Source organism: Variovorax sp. RTB1, assembly GCF_035018765.1.
Classification (GTDB): Bacteria; Pseudomonadota; Gammaproteobacteria; order Burkholderiales; family Burkholderiaceae_C; genus Variovorax.
Genome location: NZ_JASJXG010000005.1, coordinates 135,318 through 149,920, shown reverse-complemented (window position 1 = coordinate 149,920; position 14,603 = coordinate 135,318). Strand labels below are relative to the sequence as shown.

17 protein-coding genes are annotated in these 14,603 nt (G+C 65.1%); 4 read left to right on the top strand and 13 right to left on the bottom strand.

The annotated features are described in order from the left end of the window. Positions 1-34: 34 nt before the first annotated feature. A complete protein-coding gene (locus tag QN397_RS05875; RefSeq protein WP_323500346.1) occupies positions 35-1,078 on the bottom strand; it encodes an ABC transporter substrate-binding protein in 1,044 nt (347 codons plus the stop codon). 149 nt (positions 1,079-1,227) lie between these two features. Here QN397_RS05875 and aqpZ point away from each other — a divergent pair, with 149 nt between their 5' ends. Continuing rightward, entirely contained in the window at positions 1,228-1,971 is a 744-nt protein-coding gene (aqpZ, locus tag QN397_RS05870; RefSeq protein WP_323500345.1) for an aquaporin Z, read from the top strand. Between the two features lie 6 nt (positions 1,972-1,977). On the opposite strand, the gene QN397_RS05865 is transcribed toward aqpZ, so the two are convergent. The 3 genes from QN397_RS05865 to QN397_RS05855 form a co-directional block, all read right to left on the bottom strand. Further along, positions 1,978-2,334 (bottom strand): hypothetical protein, encoded by a 357-nt coding sequence (locus QN397_RS05865; RefSeq protein ID WP_323500344.1) that lies wholly within the window; start codon positions 2,332-2,334, stop codon positions 1,978-1,980. 127 nt (positions 2,335-2,461) lie between these two features. Next, a complete protein-coding gene (locus QN397_RS05860; RefSeq protein WP_323500343.1) occupies positions 2,462-3,862 on the bottom strand; it encodes an ATP-binding protein in 1,401 nt (466 codons plus the stop codon). Continuing rightward, on the bottom strand, positions 3,859-4,518 hold the full coding sequence (locus QN397_RS05855; RefSeq protein WP_323500342.1) for a response regulator transcription factor: 660 nt from the start codon (positions 4,516-4,518) through the stop codon (positions 3,859-3,861). Before QN397_RS05855 ends, QN397_RS05860 begins: the two co-directional genes overlap by 4 nt. Positions 4,519-4,688: 170 nt before the next feature. Between QN397_RS05855 and QN397_RS05850 the strand changes: the two genes are divergently transcribed. After that, on the top strand, positions 4,689-5,207 hold the full coding sequence (locus tag QN397_RS05850) for a hypothetical protein (protein ID WP_416352309.1): 519 nt from the start codon (positions 4,689-4,691) through the stop codon (positions 5,205-5,207). A gap of 10 nt (positions 5,208-5,217) precedes the next feature. Here QN397_RS05850 and QN397_RS05845 read toward each other — a convergent pair whose 3' ends face one another. The 5 genes from QN397_RS05845 to QN397_RS05825 all read right to left on the bottom strand — a co-directional run bounded on the left by QN397_RS05845 (position 5,218) and on the right by QN397_RS05825 (position 8,096). After that, a complete protein-coding gene (locus QN397_RS05845; RefSeq protein ID WP_323500341.1) occupies positions 5,218-6,051 on the bottom strand; it encodes a pseudouridine synthase in 834 nt (277 codons plus the stop codon). A 60-nt stretch (positions 6,052-6,111) separates the two neighbouring features. After that, positions 6,112-6,333, bottom strand: coding sequence for a hypothetical protein (locus tag QN397_RS05840; RefSeq protein WP_323497065.1), 222 nt, complete (start codon positions 6,331-6,333; stop codon positions 6,112-6,114). A 20-nt stretch (positions 6,334-6,353) separates the two neighbouring features. Next, on the bottom strand, positions 6,354-6,881 hold the full coding sequence (locus QN397_RS05835; protein ID WP_323497066.1) for an RNA polymerase sigma factor: 528 nt from the start codon (positions 6,879-6,881) through the stop codon (positions 6,354-6,356). A 100-nt stretch (positions 6,882-6,981) separates the two neighbouring features. Next, positions 6,982-7,710: a cytochrome c biogenesis CcdA family protein gene (locus QN397_RS05830; protein ID WP_323497068.1), complete on the bottom strand. Its 729-nt coding sequence runs from the start codon at positions 7,708-7,710 to the stop codon at positions 6,982-6,984. Next, complete coding sequence (locus tag QN397_RS05825; protein ID WP_323497069.1) at positions 7,710-8,096, bottom strand: thioredoxin family protein; 387 nt, start codon at positions 8,094-8,096, stop codon at positions 7,710-7,712. Before QN397_RS05825 ends, QN397_RS05830 begins: the two co-directional genes overlap by 1 nt. Between QN397_RS05825 and QN397_RS05820 the strand changes: the two genes are divergently transcribed. Next, complete coding sequence (locus QN397_RS05820) at positions 8,095-9,294, top strand: DUF6969 family protein (RefSeq protein WP_323497070.1); 1,200 nt, start codon at positions 8,095-8,097, stop codon at positions 9,292-9,294. The two genes, QN397_RS05825 and QN397_RS05820, sit on opposite strands and share 2 nt — an antisense overlap. A gap of 44 nt (positions 9,295-9,338) precedes the next feature. Here QN397_RS05820 and QN397_RS05815 read toward each other — a convergent pair whose 3' ends face one another. From QN397_RS05815 to QN397_RS05805, 3 genes are read right to left on the bottom strand one after another with little or no spacing between them, the layout of a single operon-like run. Further along, the gene (locus tag QN397_RS05815; protein WP_323500340.1) at positions 9,339-9,893 is read right to left on the bottom strand and encodes a dual specificity protein phosphatase family protein; all 555 of its coding nucleotides are present in this window, start codon (positions 9,891-9,893) and stop codon (positions 9,339-9,341) included. Then, complete coding sequence (locus QN397_RS05810) at positions 9,890-10,435, bottom strand: hypothetical protein (RefSeq protein WP_323497073.1); 546 nt, start codon at positions 10,433-10,435, stop codon at positions 9,890-9,892. Before QN397_RS05810 ends, QN397_RS05815 begins: the two co-directional genes overlap by 4 nt. Further along, a complete protein-coding gene (locus tag QN397_RS05805) occupies positions 10,432-11,625 on the bottom strand; it encodes an MGDG synthase family glycosyltransferase (RefSeq protein WP_323497074.1) in 1,194 nt (397 codons plus the stop codon). The genes QN397_RS05810 and QN397_RS05805 overlap by 4 nt, the downstream gene beginning before the upstream one ends. 176 nt (positions 11,626-11,801) lie before the next feature. Between QN397_RS05805 and QN397_RS05800 the strand changes: the two genes are divergently transcribed. Next, on the top strand, positions 11,802-12,938 hold the full coding sequence (locus QN397_RS05800; RefSeq protein WP_323500339.1) for a zinc-binding dehydrogenase: 1,137 nt from the start codon (positions 11,802-11,804) through the stop codon (positions 12,936-12,938). 145 nt (positions 12,939-13,083) lie between these two features. Here the strand turns inward: QN397_RS05800 and QN397_RS05795 are convergent, their stop codons facing one another. Further along, the gene (locus QN397_RS05795; RefSeq protein WP_323500338.1) at positions 13,084-14,601 is read right to left on the bottom strand and encodes an ATP-binding protein; all 1,518 of its coding nucleotides are present in this window, start codon (positions 14,599-14,601) and stop codon (positions 13,084-13,086) included. Positions 14,602-14,603: the final 2 nt, after the last annotated feature.

The window sequence follows — 14,603 nt, the reverse complement described above, 5'->3', positions numbered from 1 at the left end:
AGACACCCCGCGCCGTCCGCCCTGAACGCCCCGTTCAGCGCGGCTGCGACTCGACTTCCTGCGTCCAGCGTTCGATCAGCCGCTTGCGCTCGGCTGCCTTGCCGTACTTCTCGAAGTCGTACTTGATGAGCTTGATGCCGTCCGACGACGGGATGCGCGGATCGGGTTTGAAGGTCTTGTTGGCCGGCGTCTGATAGCTGCCCGCCGCGGCACCGATCGCCTGGCCCTCAGGGCTCATCAAAAAGTCGTAGTACTTGATGGCGTTGGCCTTGTTGCGCGCGCCTTTGACCAGCGCGATGCCGCCGATTTCATAGCTGGTGCCTTCGCAAGGCGCCGCCGTCTTCACCGGGAATTTGTCGAAACGCCACTTCTCGAAGCCGAACAAGAAGCTGACGCCGATGGCGACCTCGCCCTTGGCCACGTTGGGTGCCTGCGCCTGTCCGCTCCGGGTGTAGGTCGTCACATTCTTGTGCAGCTTCTTGAAGTAGTCGAAGGCAGCGTCTTCGCCCATCTGCTGCACCAGGCCAGCGATGATCGTGTAGGCCGTACCGCTCGATGCGGGATGAGAAATCTCGATCTCGCCCTTGTACTCGGGTTTGACCAGGTCGGCCCAGCACTTCGGCTCGGCCAGCTTTTTTTTCTTGAGCACGTCGGTGTTGAAGCCGAAGCCGATCACGCTCGTATAAAAGCCGCCGACCTGGTTGCCCGACATCGCGTACTGCCGCACCGCCCATTCGTGCAGATCGTTGATGTAGGCCGGTCGATACGGGTCGAGGAGGCCCTGTTCGGCCGCCTGCAGAAACGGATCGCCGGTGCCGCCCCACCAGATGTCGGTCTTGGGGTTGGCCGCTTCGGCGCGCAGTTGCGCCCCGATCTCGCCGGTACCCTTGTGCGACTGATTCACCTTGATGCCAGTTGCCCGCGTGAACGCAGCGGCCGCGTCTTCGCACCAGCCGACGTCGGTACTGCACAACGCGTTGACTGTGCCCTGCTGCGCTCGCGCGCTCGTCGGGATCAGGACGAAGGCGCTGGCCAGCAGCAGCCCGGCAGCGGCGGTTTTGAAGGCGAATGGGCTCATGGCCGCAAAGCGTAGTCGCAAAGCGAGCCCATGAAATGCGGGTTATCCGTGAAGAACTGGCTCAGCCTGCCACTGAGCCAACTCCCATGTCAGTCGACTCCTACATTGCTGCCTAGAATCCGCCCGTCACACAACGAGGAATCAGGGATATGGAACACAGCACTCCTAAAAAGTGGGCGGCCGAATTCATCGGGACGTTCTGGCTTACTTTCGGCGGCTGCGGCAGCGCAGTTCTGGCAGCGGCTTTTCCGGCACTCGGCATCGGCTTTGCCGGCGTCTCGCTGGCTTTCGGCCTGACCGTATTGACCGGTGCCTACGCGCTGGGCGGCATCTCAGGCGGCCACTTCAACCCGGCCGTATCGGTCGGTCTGGTGGTCGGTGGCCGCTTTCGCGCCAGCGAGCTCGCGGGCTATGTGGTGTCGCAAGTGCTCGGCGCCATCGCCGGTGCCGGCGTGCTTTACCTTATCGCGACCGGCAAGACGGGTGCCGACATCGGCGGCTTTGCGACCAATGGCTACGGCGCGCATTCGCCCGGCGGCTACAACATGATGTCTGCGCTGCTGATCGAAGTGGTGCTCACGGCCATCTTCCTGATCGTCATCCTCGGCACCACCTCCAAGCGCAATCCGGCGGGCTTCGGCGGTCTTGCCATCGGCCTGTGCCTGACTTTGATCCACCTGATCTCGATCCCGGTGACCAACACGTCGGTCAACCCGGCCCGCAGCACCGGCCCGGCGCTGTTCGGCCCCGGCTATGCCGTCGACCAGCTGTGGTTGTTCTGGGTCGCGCCGATCGTCGGCGCCATCCTGGGCGCGCTGATCTACAAACTGCTGCTCACGTCGCCTGCGGATGAACCGCACCCGACGCTGGCGCGCGACGTTCCGGTGGCCTGAAGCCAATCAGGAACCAGTGCCCATTGGCAGTGAGGTCGACTGGCCGAGCGCTTCGGTGCCGCTCGGATGGGAGGCCAGCACGGCGCCCTTGTAGACCTCGTCCGACGAAATGCTGCCGGCGGGCATCGGCATCGAGGTCGATTGACCCCTTGCCTCGGTGTCGGCCGGGCGGGCAGCGGCCATCGCACCCTTGGTCACTTCGTCGCTCGACGCCGTGCCTTCGATGGACATGCTGGTGGACTGGCCGATCGCCTCGCTACCGCCGCCGTCCCATTTAGGGGTCTGCGCCGAGGCCGCGGCGGAGCCGAAAGCGGTGACGGCAGCAATGGCGCCGAGTGCCAGAAATCGAGTCGAAGCTTGCATGATGGTCTCCTTGGGGATCGTCGGTCTTGCACCGGAAGCGACATGCTCGTCGGTCGACCTGAGATCACTCTAGGCATGCAGACTGAGCGCCCAGTGAGCGTCGAATTACGCCCGGGTGAGCAAAAACCTAGTTGGCCGTGACGGACAACTGCACAGGCAGATACACGCGGGCGACGACGCCCGGTCCGCCCTCGTCCACAGAGCGGTTGCGCAGCGCGATGCGCATGCCGTGCCGGGCGGCTGCCGCCTGAGCGATCGACAGCCCCAGCCCACTGCCACCCGCTGCTGCACCCGGCGCGCGAAAGAAACGGTCGAATACCCGGCCCATCAGATCCGATGGAATGCCTGGCCCGTGGTCGATGACATCCACCACCGGACGCCCTTCGACCGCATGCAGCCGCACGTCGACTGCGGTCCCCTGCTTCGTGTAACGCAGCGCGTTGTCGATCAGGTTGTCGAAGACGCAGCGCAGCTCGCTGGCCGGCGCATCGACCAGCTGGTACAGCTGTCCTTCAAAGCCGACATCGACGCCGCGCTGATCGGCCAGCACCATGAGGCTGCCGATGCTGTCGCGCAGCAGTGCCGCGAGGTCGACCGGCGCCGCCGCGCTCGTCGATGGCGGCGCCTCTTGGCGCGACAACGACAGCAACTGATCGACCAGACGCCGAGCGCGCGTCACACCCGCTTCGAGCTGCGCAAAACGCTGTGCCGCATCGCCATCGCTCGCAACGTGCGGGCGCAGCGCTTCGATCTGCAGCGTGATCGCCGCGATCGGACTGCGCAGCTCGTGTGCAGCGTCCTGCACAAAGCGCCGCTGCGTCGCAAAGGCAGCACGCAGTCGCGCCAGCAAGCCGTTGAAAGCATCGACCAGCGGCATGATTTCTTCAGGCACGCGCGCAACCGAAAGCTCCGACAGGCTGCGCTCGTCCTGCGCCACCACGTCGCGTGCCACGGCTCGCAACGAGCGCGATGCCGCGGTGACGATGATCCACAAAATCAGCATCGCCAGCGGCAGCAGCAGGGCGATAGGCAAGCCTTCGAACAGGGCACGTCGTATGACGCGATGCCGACGGAAGTCGTCGCTCTGCACCACCTGCACGCGCAGTTGGTCTTTGCGCACGCCGGGCGCGGTGTACACGCGCCAGTCGGTGCCGGTGCCGGTGCCGGTGTGCACGTCGCCGAAGCCGGTCTGCGTCTGCAACGGCACTGTCAGCGCAGGCCAACTGCTGGCGAGCAGCGTGGTGCCGTCGGCGCTCCAGAGCTGCAGGACGAAAGCGCCGCGGCCGAGGTCTGCCGCTTCGGGCAGCGGCAGCAACGCGGGCGGCCGGTGGTGCGCCGTGTACGACTCGGCCACCAGGCGCATCTGGTCGTCCATGAAGTTGTGGACCAGCCGGCCATAGACAACGTAGGCGGACCAGGCCGTCAGGCCGGCAGCGATCAGGTGCAGCGTCAGCAACCACCACAACAACTGGCCGCGCAACGAGTGCGGACGGCCCCACGCACGGCTCGCGCGCAGCGCGTCGATCACGCAGGTACCACGCGCCAGCCCAGCCCGCGCACATTGCGGATCGCGTCGGGGCCGATCTTGCGGCGCATGCCGTGGATGAGCACGTCGACCGCGTTGCTCGTCACCTCTTCGCCCCAGCCGTAGATGCGGTGTTCGAGCTGGTCGCGCGAAAGAATGGCGCCGGGGCGCTCCAGCAGCGCATGAAGCAATGCGAATTCGCGCGCTGTCAGCGCCTCGCGTTCGCCTTGTATCAAGACCTCGCGGGTCGTCAGATCGAGCTGCAGAGCGAGCGTGCCGACCAGCGAATGCGCGCTGCCGTCGCGCCGACGGATCACGGCGCGCATGCGTGCCAGCAGCTCGCGGAACTCGAAAGGCTTCAGCACATAGTCGTCGGCGCCGAGGTCGAGGTTCTGAATGCGGTCGTCCAGCCCGTCGCGCGCTGTCAGCACCAATACCGGCGTGAGGTCGCCGCGTTCGCGGGCGCGGCGCAGCACCTCGGTGCCGTCCTGCTTGGGCAGCCCGAGGTCGAGCAGCACGCAGGTGTAGCCGCCATCGGACATCGCACTCTGCGCGAGCAAGCCATCGCGCACCCAGTCGACCGACCAGCCAGCGCTTTCGAGCGCCTGCATCAGGCTGCGCCCGATCATGTCGTCGTCTTCCACCAGCAGCACGCGCACGTTGTCTCCTTGCTCTTTTTTCCTTGCCCTTCGGGCATACGGCGCAGGCTACGCCGCTTTTCTTAGGGTGCCCAGAGTGGGCGCTGAAGTCCGGGCGGAGTCAGGTAGCGCTGGGAACGAGCGCTGACGATGCGCGTTTAGTCACGTATCCCATCATCTGGAGTTTTCGCATGAAGTTTTCCGTCAAGTTGCTGCTCGCCGCCACCGGCCTCGTCGGCATGCTGGCCACCCAGGCACAGACCCTCCCGACCGACGCGCCAGCCGGCAGCACGGTGCAATGCAAGGACGACAGCTACGCCTCGCCCGATACCAAGTCAGGCGCATGCCGCGGTCACAAGGGCATCAAGACCTGGTACGGCAAGGCGGGTGCAGCCGCTGCACCGGCGGCTGCAGCCACTGCGGCTGCTGCCGCCCCCGCAGTGCAAACGCAATCGGCCGCCGTGAGCAAGACCGGCGTCGCGCCTTCGACCGGTGGTGCCACAAAGACCCCCGCGAAGAACGACCCGTCGACCATGACGGCAGCGCCAGGCGGCGGTGCCGGCAAGGTATGGGCGAACGACGAAACCAAGGTCTACCACTGCATGGGCGACCGCTACTACGGCAAGACCAAGAAGGGCGAGTACCTGAGCGAAGCGGATGCCAAGGCCAAGGGCATGCACGCCTCCCACAACAAGGCTTGCGCGGCCTGACCGCAGAGCGCTAGAAGCGCTCGTCGGCGCCCAGGTAGCGCCACTGCCCGGCCGGCAAGTTGCCCAACACGACGCGGCCGATGCGGATGCGCTTCAGGCCGACGACCTTCAGGCCGACCTGCTCGCACATCCGACGGATCTGCCGCTTCTTGCCTTCGGTCAGGATGAAGCGCAGTTGCTCGGGGTTCTGCCAATCGACCCGCGCCGGCTTGAGTGGCTGACCGTCCAGGCTCAGGCCATGGCGTAGCCTTGCGAGCATGGCGGGCGGGAACACCGCCTGCACATTCGTCGAAATGGCATCGTCGTCATCGATGCGCACCAGTTGCCCCATGGGCGCCGGCCTGCCCAAGCCGTGATAGGCCACGCGCACCAGGTATTCCTTCTCCATCCCCGAGTCTTCGCCGATGAGCTGGCGCGCCACGCGGCCGTCTTGCGTCAACACCAGCAGGCCGACCGAGTCGATGTCGAGCCGCCCTGCAGGCGCCAGGCCGCGCAGTTGCGGCGGGGAGAATCGGTTGCGGCTCGGGTCCTCGCGCCAGTGCGTGCGCGGGTTGACGAGCACCACTGCGGGCTCGTGCCCGTCTTCGGCCTGGCCGCTCACGTAGCCCATCGGCTTGTGCAGGATGATCGTCACCTGCTGCTGCTGATGCTGCTCGGCCTTGCGGTCGACCTCGACGCGGTCGGCAGGCGTGACCTTGACGCCCATCTCGGCCGGCCGGCCGTTGACCTTCACCCAGCCCTGCGCGATCCATTCGTCGGCCTCGCGGCGCGAGCACAAGCCGAGTTCGGCCATGCGTTTGTTCAGGCGCACGGCGCCGGGGGCGGAGGGTGTGGACTCGGTCATGGTGGGGTGGACCCGAGTCTACCGAGCGGCGCACCGCTTGCACCGCGCCACTGAAGACGGTCAGACCTTGTACGCGGCGAACTTCGCATCCAGCTCGGTGCCGAAAGCATGGTTTGAAAAGTTGCTCAAGACCTTCACTGAGATCGCCAGCACGATGCGAAGAATGTCTTTCTCCTGATAGCCGGCCGCCAGAAATTCGGCCACCGTGTCGGCGCTGGGGCGGCCATTGCTTCGCGCCATTTCCTGGGTCAATGCATGGAGCGCAGCGAGTTGCCCTGCCATTCAGTCCGGTCCTTGCCCTGTCAACTGGCGCCAAGCATGTATTCGCGTACCAGCTCACGGGCCCGGTGCAAGCGGCTTTTGACAGCGCCGGGCTGCTCGGAAAGGCGTGCGGCGATCTCGGCGATGGTCAGTTCCTCGAAGTCGCGCAGCAGCACCACCTCGAGGTAGTGAGCCGGCAACGATTCGAGAGCGGCGGCAAGGTCGATGCGCAGGTCGTTGTCGCTGCGGCTGGCAAGCTGATGATCCGCCAGGTCTTCGTCCAGCGCGTCGTGGCGAAACATGGCTCGCTCCAGCTTGCGGCATTCGCGTTTGATGACGGTAAAAAGCCAGGAGGAAAAAGCGGCGGCAGCCTTGAGCCCATGAATCTTGCGCGAGATGACCAGCAGCGACTCCTGTACCGCGTCGTCGACATCGCTCATGTGGCAATGTCGGCGGGCGTATCGGCGGGCGTCCGATTGGCAGACCGCCAGCAGGCGCCCGATGGCAGCGGAATCGCCCGTTTGCGCGGCGAAGATCAGGTTGTCACGTTCGGTTCCACTGACTGCCACGGTCAGGCTGCCGCGTCGGGGGGCACCCGACCATGAGGTGACAGATGCAAGGTTCGAGACGCATTCAACAGTCCTTCAGAGATATTTACAGAGCCAGCGACTAGAAGCGTGTCGTCAGATTTGTGAGCCACGCGGGGGACTGTTCCACCAGCCATGTCTCGACTGGTTTGTCCGCCCCCGACAGAATCATGATGGCCAAGCCGATCATGATGACGCCAAGGATCGCTTTCCCCGTCTTGCCCGCCTGCATGAGCTTGCCACGCATCTTCGTCATCACGCCGCGCGAGACGTAGGCCAGCGCCACGACCGGCAAGGCCGCGCCCAAGCCGAAGATGCCCATCAGCAAGGCGACCTGCGCCAGCTGCGCGCCCTGGCTTGCCAACAGAATGGCAGCGCCCAGGGTGGGTCCTACGCACGGGCTCCACACCACCCCCAAGACCAGGCCGATCGCGAACTGACCCGGCAGACCGTCGAGCTTCATGCGCGAGATCAGCTGGTTCCCGGCATCGCCGAGGCCAGCGGTCGCCGAGGCGAAGCGTTGCTGCAAGCCGCCCGAGATCAGCACCAGGCCGAGAAGCCCGAGGATGACGGCGCCGACATTCCGAAATATCGAGGCGTCGATGCCAAGCGCAGCCCCGGCCCACGCCAGAGTCGTGCCGATGACCGCGTAGGAGATGGCCAGGCCTCCCGCCAAAGCCAGCGGCGCCCTGGGGTGGGCGTTGCTCGCCGACCCGAGGAGGATGGGGACGATGGGCAGCACGCAGGGCGACAGCGTTGAAAGCAGCCCCGCCAAAAGCCCAAATCCATAGGAACCCAGCCCAAAGTCCATCAGTTGATCGACTTCTTGATCAAGCCTTCAAGGCCCTCAGGCGTGGTGTCGCCGACCGAGCGGCCAACCTCCTTGGCGCCCTTGAAGGCCACGAGGGTGCTCTGCATCCCCACCTTGAACTTTTTGACCGTCGACTTGTTGGCATCGAAGTCGATGGTCAGGAGCGTGACGTCTTTGTAGGCGGGCTGCTTCATGAGGCCGTCGATGATGGGCTTTTGCGCCTTGCATGTCGGGCACCACGTCGCGCTGATGTCGAGGACAACGGCCTTGCCGGAAGCGGTCAGGGTGTCGAACTCCTTTTGGTCGAAGGGTTTGATTTCACCGGCCATCGCCAGAGACATCAGCGAGGAAAGAGCGACCAGCAGGGTGATTTTCGAGAACTTCATGGGAACGATCCTTGAGGTGAGTGGACATTTCGGGCGGCACTTGATTTTGGGCATTGCCTCCAGTGAGAGCCCACGAGACAGGAAAACGGTTCGCGAAAAGCCAAATATTTTTCATCGATCGGTCGGACGGCCGTGTTTCGAGCCCACGATCATGAAAATCAATGCCGTTGCGAACCCGATCCACGTGTCGGCCCCTCTTAGCTATCGCGGACGCCAGCGCGCCTCGCATTCCACCAACTCCAAGGAAACCCGTGAAAACATCTTTCAAGTTCGCCACCCTCGCCGCTCTGACGGCCGTTACCCTCGCTTTGCCCGCCGCCGCACAAGACAAGCGGGACACCGCCAAGTGCAAGCCCATGGCAGGCATGTCCAAGTGCTGCGGCAAATGCGCTGCGAAATGCTGCGCCAAACCCGCCAAAAGCATGGCGAAAAAATGCGCTGCCAAATGCGCTCCAAAGTGCGCTCCCAAAAAATAAGGCAGCGGACCCGGGAAGGGCGCCGGTCGGCCGGTGGCAACGCAGCCGCCGGCCTGCGCCTGCTTGCAACCTATTCGGAACTGGCGCAGCGCGGGGCGCATTTGCTGGGAAGCCTTCTGGCAGGCCAAGCCCCGCTTCAAGGACGCCATTACCCGGAGAACGACGCCATCGACCAGGGCAGTGGCTACCAGTGGTTCTATCACTCGCATGCACCCGAGGATCGGTCAGGTTCCATCGAGCATGGGCACATTCATCTGTTCGCCCATCGCAGGCTTTGGGCGAGGCGGCTTCGATCAGCCAGCGAATTGAAGTTTGCGCAACTCGCCGACGGTGCCGACCCGTGGGTGGCCACGCGCCACTTGCTCACCATCGGCTTCGACGCCAAGGGCCTCCCCTGTTCCCTTTTCACCGTCAACAGCTGGGTGACCGGAGACCTGATGCTCTCGGCGCGCACCACGGAAGCGTTGCTGGAGGCGATGGCCCTCGACACTGGCAACGTGCTGATCGATCGGGTAATCGAATGTGTGGTCCAGCTTTGCGACGAAGATATCCGCAGCGTTTTGGCGGATCGCGACCAAAAGTTGTTCAGTCGCAAGGCTCCGGGACTTCTGCAAGACGAAGGCCTCGAAGTCCTGTCCGAGCGGGCGATCGACCTGGACGCCAAGTTGGCTCGCATTCAGAGCTTCGCGCTGGATCGCCAATCAAGTCCGCTGTGCCGGTGACCTGCGGCGTCCGAACTACAAAGTCAAAGCCAAATCGGCGAGCCTCAGCCGACAGCCAACCTCGCGCGCATCGCGCCCACGTCCAGTTGCTCCAGATAGCGCGGAATGTTCCGCCACAGCGTGTGATACCCGTACCCGCCGCGAAACATTTCGTGCCGGGCGGCGTCCTTGGTCCAGCCTTGCACCACCATACGGTAGACCGCCGCGACCACGCCGGTGCGGTCGGCGCCGTGCCAGCAGTGAAGGAGCACCGGGCCCTTCTTCTCTGCCTCGTAAATGGCGACGAGGGCGCGCTGCACTTCGTCGTCGTTGATCGACCAGGTGTCGATCGGCACGCGGACCAGGTCGATGCCGCTGCCGCCCGGACTGCCGCGAAAGGTGCGCTCGTCGCTGTTGAACGAGCGAAAACTGATGACGGTCTTGATGCCGAGCGCCTGCAAGGCCGGCACGTCTTCGCGGCGCGGCTGCGCGCTGCGGTAGAGCGTGGGCGTGATGCGGTGGAGGTTTTCGACGCGGTGGTCACCGCCGGCCAGCGATTCAGCCCATTCCTTGGGCCTTACCTCGACCGGTGCGTCCTGCCGCTTGGAGCGCCGCTTCATCGCGTCGCCTTTTCGGCCCTTTCATGCTCGGCACGCGGCCGATGCCTGAAATACAGGATGAGCGCAATCACACCGAGCCCGACCCAGTAGTCGACCGGCGCGCCCATCACCCAGTGCTTGTGCCACGTCACCAGCTCCGGCTTGAACTGCGCCCAGCCCCACGCCGGATTGATGATGAACCACAGGAAATCTTCGACGATCCAGAAAGCAATGAGCCCGCACAGCGCCAGCCCGGCGTCGCGCCATCGGCCGCGGCCGTTGAAGGCGAGCGGCGAATAGAACACCAGCGCCATGAAGCTGAACACCCATGCGTGGTAGCCCGTCATCGCGCGGCCGCCCCAGAAGATGTCGAGCAGCCAGTGGTGCTCGATGCGCCAGGTCGGGAGGCTGGTCGCCCAGCCGGCACCGCCTTCGATCTGGATCTCGGCGTTGGCGAAGAAGAACGCCATCACCAGCACCCAGGTCATGTACATGACGGTGCGGCGCCAACCGACATCGCCCGTGCCCAATTCGACCGTCAGGCCGGGTTCGTTCCAACTCATCGAGTACCCGCCGTAGTTGTTGACCGAGCCGTGCCCAGCACGCAGTCGAGCACGCGCCGCGCCGCATCGGGCTTGCCGAGCGCGCGGCTCTTGCGCGCCATCTGCGCCAGCTTGTCGGGCGCGGCCATCAGGCGGGCGACTTTGTATTCGAGGCCGATGGTGTCGTACGCCAGCCAGGCGGCGCCCTCTTCCAGCAGGAAGCCGGCGTTGTGCTCTTCCTGCCCCGGGATGGGCGAGACGAGCAGCATCGGCTTGCCGAGTGCGAGGCATTCCGAAATCGTCAGCCCGCCGGGCTTGGTCACGACCAGGTCGGCGGCAGCCATGAGCTTTTCCATTTCGTCGGTGAAGCCGATGGCGACCAGGCGACCGGGCATGCGCTGGGCCAATGCGCTGAGCGATGCATGCGCTGCTGCATTGCGCCCCGCGACCGCGATCACCTGAAAGTCGCTGCCCGGCCCACTGAGCGCCAGCACGCGCTCGACCATGCTCGGCAAATCGCCGACACCGGCACCGCCCGATGCCATCAACACCACCTTGCGCGCCGGGTCGAGCCCGAGCCGCGTCACGCACGCATCGCGTGCCAGCGCGGGTGCGTCGGGTTGCGAGAACGCCGGCATCACCGGGATGCCGGTCACATGGATGCGGTCGGTCGCCAAGCCACGCGCCCGCATGCGAAACGCGACCTCGTCGGTGGCCGCGAGGTAGCCCGCCATGCCCGGCACGATCCACATGTTGTGCAGGTCGTAATCGGTCACCTGGAGCCATACAGGGCAGCTGATGTGCCCTTTGGTCTGCTCGCGCATCAACAGCTCGGCCGGCAGGAAGTGCGTGCAGATCACTGCGTCCGGTTTGACGCGCTGCACCTCGCGCAGCAGCGCGCCAGCGCTCACCCGCTCGATGCCGCGGCGCAGCCGTTGCGAGGTCGCGCTGTGCGGCGTGCTGTCGGCCTTCTGGTGGATGTACGACCACACCTCCGGCGCGCGGTTCACGAGCTGGATGTACCAGTCGGTGTAGACCTTGCGAAAGCCGCTCGCGACGTATTGCATGGCGTCGATGTGCGTCGCCTCGACGGCCGGGCGACTTGTGGAATCCGGGGGGGGCTGCAGCGCCGCGGCGGTGGCAGCAAGCGCCTGCGCGGCGCGAACATGGCCGTTGCCGGCGCTCACGCTGAGGATGAGTAGTTTGGTCATGAAGGAATGGGCCCTGAAGATGGTCTCGTCGGCTCGACGACCTGCCGCGCATTACAGCATTCGTCTTTGGAATGACCACGGGTCTGGCGGGCATTGCAGTCGCGACCACACCGCGCCGTCGAGCAGTTCCTATACTCCCAGCGCATCCTCCAAGACAACACAAGGCAGACATCACCATGGCGCTTCAACTCCGCTCGATCATCCAGGCCAACGGCGAACTCGAACTTTCGCTGGCCGACGTGCCGGTGCCCGAACTCGGCGCCGACGATGTGCTGGTGCGCGTCGAAGGCTCGCCGATGAACCCGTCCGACCTCGGCCTGCTCTTCGGCGCGGCCGACATGAGCACCGCCACCGTGACGGGCACGGCGCACAAGCCCGTCGTGACCGCCACCGTACCCGAGCGCGCCATGACCGCGATGGCCGGGCGGCTCGGCCAGTCGATGCCGGTCGGTAACGAGGGCGCCGGCGTGGTGGTGCGAGCCGGTTCGTCGCCGGCGGCGCAAGCGCTGCTCGGCAAGATGGTCGCGGCCATCGGCGGCGCCATGTACTCGCAATACCGCGCGTTTCCAGCCGACCAGTGCCTGCTGTTGCCCGAGGGCACGACCGCGGCCGAAGGCGCGTCGTGCTTCGTCAACCCGCTGACCTCGCTCGGCATGGTCGAGACGATGCGGCGCGAAGGCCACACTGCGCTGGTGCACACGGCCGCCGCATCGAACCTCGGCCAGATGCTCAACAGGATCTGCCTGAAGGACGGCATCGGCCTGGTCAACATCGTCCGCAAGCCCGAGCAGGAAGCGCTGCTGCGATCCATCGGCGCCAAGTACGTGTGCAACGCCACGTCGCCGACCTTCATGGAAGACCTGACGCAAGCCATCATCGCGACCGGCGCCACGCTGGCCTTCGACGCCACCGGCGGCGGCAAGCTGGCCGGGCAAATATTGACGGCGATGGAGATCGCGATCAACCGCACGGCCAAGGAATACAGCCGCTACGGCTCCACCACGCACAAGCAGGTCTACATCTACGGCGGCCTCGACCGCGGGCCGACCGAATTCACCCGCGCCTTCGGCATGGCGTGGAGCATGGGCGGCTGGCTGCTGTTCCCCTTTTTACAAAAGCTCGCACCTGCCGACGTCTCGCGCCTCAAGAAGCGCGTGACCGACGAGTTGAAGACCACCTTTGCCAGCCACTACACGCGCGAGGTGTCGTTGGCGGAGATGCTGCAGCTCGACGCGATCGCGATCTACGGCAAGGCGGCGACGGGCGAGAAGTTTCTGCTGAATCCGAACAAGGGATTGGCCGACGCGCTGTAACGCGGACGATCGTCAACAAGAAACGGAGAAAAATTTATGGACAGCAGATGGAGTCAGATCGCCCTGGCGCTTGCGATGGGCGGCGTGTCGATGCTCATGGTGGTGCTGGTGCGCGCAGGGTTGTAAGGCAGCGCGACGCACAATTTCAGGAAATGCGCGGGAACGTGAAGACGAACTCGGTCCCCCGACCCCGCGAGGACGTGACGGTCACGCCACCGCGGTGCGCCGCCGCGATGGCCTTGACGATATACAGGCCCAGGCCGACGCTGCGTATCCCGCTGTCACCGGGAACACCACGCACCATCGGCTCGAAGAGCGATGCAATCTGCACGTCCGGAATGGTGTCGCCAGTGTTGTGCACCCGAAGGCTCGCGGTGACTTGGTCGGTCGACGAACTGACCGTGACGGTTCCACCCGGTGTGCCGTAAGCCATCGCGTTCCCCACCAGATTGCCCACCAGTTGAGCAATGCGGTCCGGGTCTGCGACGACTTGCCCTTCGCCCAGTCGCTGGTGGACGATCTTTCGATCGGGGAAGGCCAGCGCCAGCTCCTCGACGATCGTGGCGATGCAAGCGTGCAGGTCGAAGGGCCTGGGGACGACCGCTATGCCCCGTCCTACGCGCGCCTGGGTGAAGTCGAGCAGCTCTTCGATCAGCCGCTGCGCCCGCGTGGCAGAACTTGTCACGTGCCCCAGCACGCGCACCTTGCCGGGCGCCGTCTCTTCATGCGCAAGCAGCTTGATTCCCATCAGGATGGCAGAGAGCGGATTGCGCAGATCGTGGCTCACGATGCCGACCATCTGCTCGGCAAACAATGCCCGGTCTTCGGCCAGCGCGCGCTGCCGCGTCGGCTCTGTCACGTCGCTCAATATTCCGACGAACTGGATCAAGGCGCCCTCCTGGTCGAAGAAGCCCTGGCCTGACGACACGACCGTGCGCTGGACGCCGTCGACGCCGTTCAGACGGTAGGTGCACTGGTAACCGTCGAGCGTCCCGTCGATGGCATGTGCAAACGCCTCGGCTTCCTTTTCGCGGTCGTGCGGTGCGATGGCGCCGGCGTACATGACATCGGTAACAGCGCGCGGCGCCTCGAACCCGAGCAGGCGGGCGGCTTCGTCTTCATAGCGCCTGCGCCCACTCGCCACATCGACCTCCCAAAGAAACAGGGCACCGATGCGCAGGGCCTGTCGCAATCGGGCCTGGCTGATGGTCAGGTCTTCCTGCGCGCTTCGTTCCTTCAGGACCAGTTCGTCCGCCCGCTTGCGCGCCGCGACCAGCTCGCGTTCGTACTTGTTGCGTTCTTCTGCGACCGCGACGGCGATCTCGTCGTAGCTGCCCGACGCCCCGACGCGACGGATCGCATTCATCATCATCGGTATGGTGCGGCCGTCCTTGTGGCGCACTTCGAACTTGACCTCGGACAGCGACCCCTGCATCTGCAACGTTGGCAGCCAGTGCGTCTGGTGGAAGATCCTGCCCCCCATGGTGAAGAGCTCCTGCAGGCGCTTGAGCCCGACCAGCTCTTCTGCCGGCATGCCCACCCAGGTGCAGAACGTACGGTTCACCTTCAGGATCAGGCCGGTCGTGCTGGTGACGAGCAGCCCGCTGGGGAATTCCTCAAAAAGCTGCTCCGCACCCGGCAACGTGGGCAACTGCTCAGGCATTC

What these genes read in the sequence shown, in the direction of transcription:
- QN397_RS05800 (WP_323500339.1), top strand. Translation starts at nt 11,802, where the DNA reads ATGGCGCTTCAACTCCGCTCGATCATCCAGGCCAACGGCGAACTCGAA.
- QN397_RS05830 (WP_323497068.1), bottom strand. Translation starts at nt 7,710, where the DNA reads ATGGACTTTGGGCTGGGTTCCTATGGATTTGGGCTTTTGGCGGGGCTG.
- QN397_RS05805 (WP_323497074.1), bottom strand. Translation starts at nt 11,625, where the DNA reads ATGACCAAACTACTCATCCTCAGCGTGAGCGCCGGCAACGGCCATGTT.
- QN397_RS05810 (WP_323497073.1), bottom strand. Translation starts at nt 10,435, where the DNA reads ATGAGTTGGAACGAACCCGGCCTGACGGTCGAATTGGGCACGGGCGAT.
- QN397_RS05795 (WP_323500338.1), bottom strand. Translation starts at nt 14,601, where the DNA reads ATGCCTGAGCAGTTGCCCACGTTGCCGGGTGCGGAGCAGCTTTTTGAG.
- QN397_RS05865 (WP_323500344.1), bottom strand. Translation starts at nt 2,334, where the DNA reads ATGCAAGCTTCGACTCGATTTCTGGCACTCGGCGCCATTGCTGCCGTC.
- aqpZ (WP_323500345.1), top strand. Translation starts at nt 1,228, where the DNA reads ATGGAACACAGCACTCCTAAAAAGTGGGCGGCCGAATTCATCGGGACG.
- QN397_RS05820 (WP_323497070.1), top strand. Translation starts at nt 8,095, where the DNA reads ATGGGAACGATCCTTGAGGTGAGTGGACATTTCGGGCGGCACTTGATT.
- QN397_RS05875 (WP_323500346.1), bottom strand. Translation starts at nt 1,078, where the DNA reads ATGAGCCCATTCGCCTTCAAAACCGCCGCTGCCGGGCTGCTGCTGGCC.
- QN397_RS05845 (WP_323500341.1), bottom strand. Translation starts at nt 6,051, where the DNA reads ATGACCGAGTCCACACCCTCCGCCCCCGGCGCCGTGCGCCTGAACAAA.
- QN397_RS05840 (WP_323497065.1), bottom strand. Translation starts at nt 6,333, where the DNA reads ATGGCAGGGCAACTCGCTGCGCTCCATGCATTGACCCAGGAAATGGCG.
- QN397_RS05850 (WP_416352309.1), top strand. Translation starts at nt 4,689, where the DNA reads ATGAAGTTTTCCGTCAAGTTGCTGCTCGCCGCCACCGGCCTCGTCGGC.
- QN397_RS05815 (WP_323500340.1), bottom strand. Translation starts at nt 9,893, where the DNA reads ATGAAGCGGCGCTCCAAGCGGCAGGACGCACCGGTCGAGGTAAGGCCC.
- QN397_RS05825 (WP_323497069.1), bottom strand. Translation starts at nt 8,096, where the DNA reads ATGAAGTTCTCGAAAATCACCCTGCTGGTCGCTCTTTCCTCGCTGATG.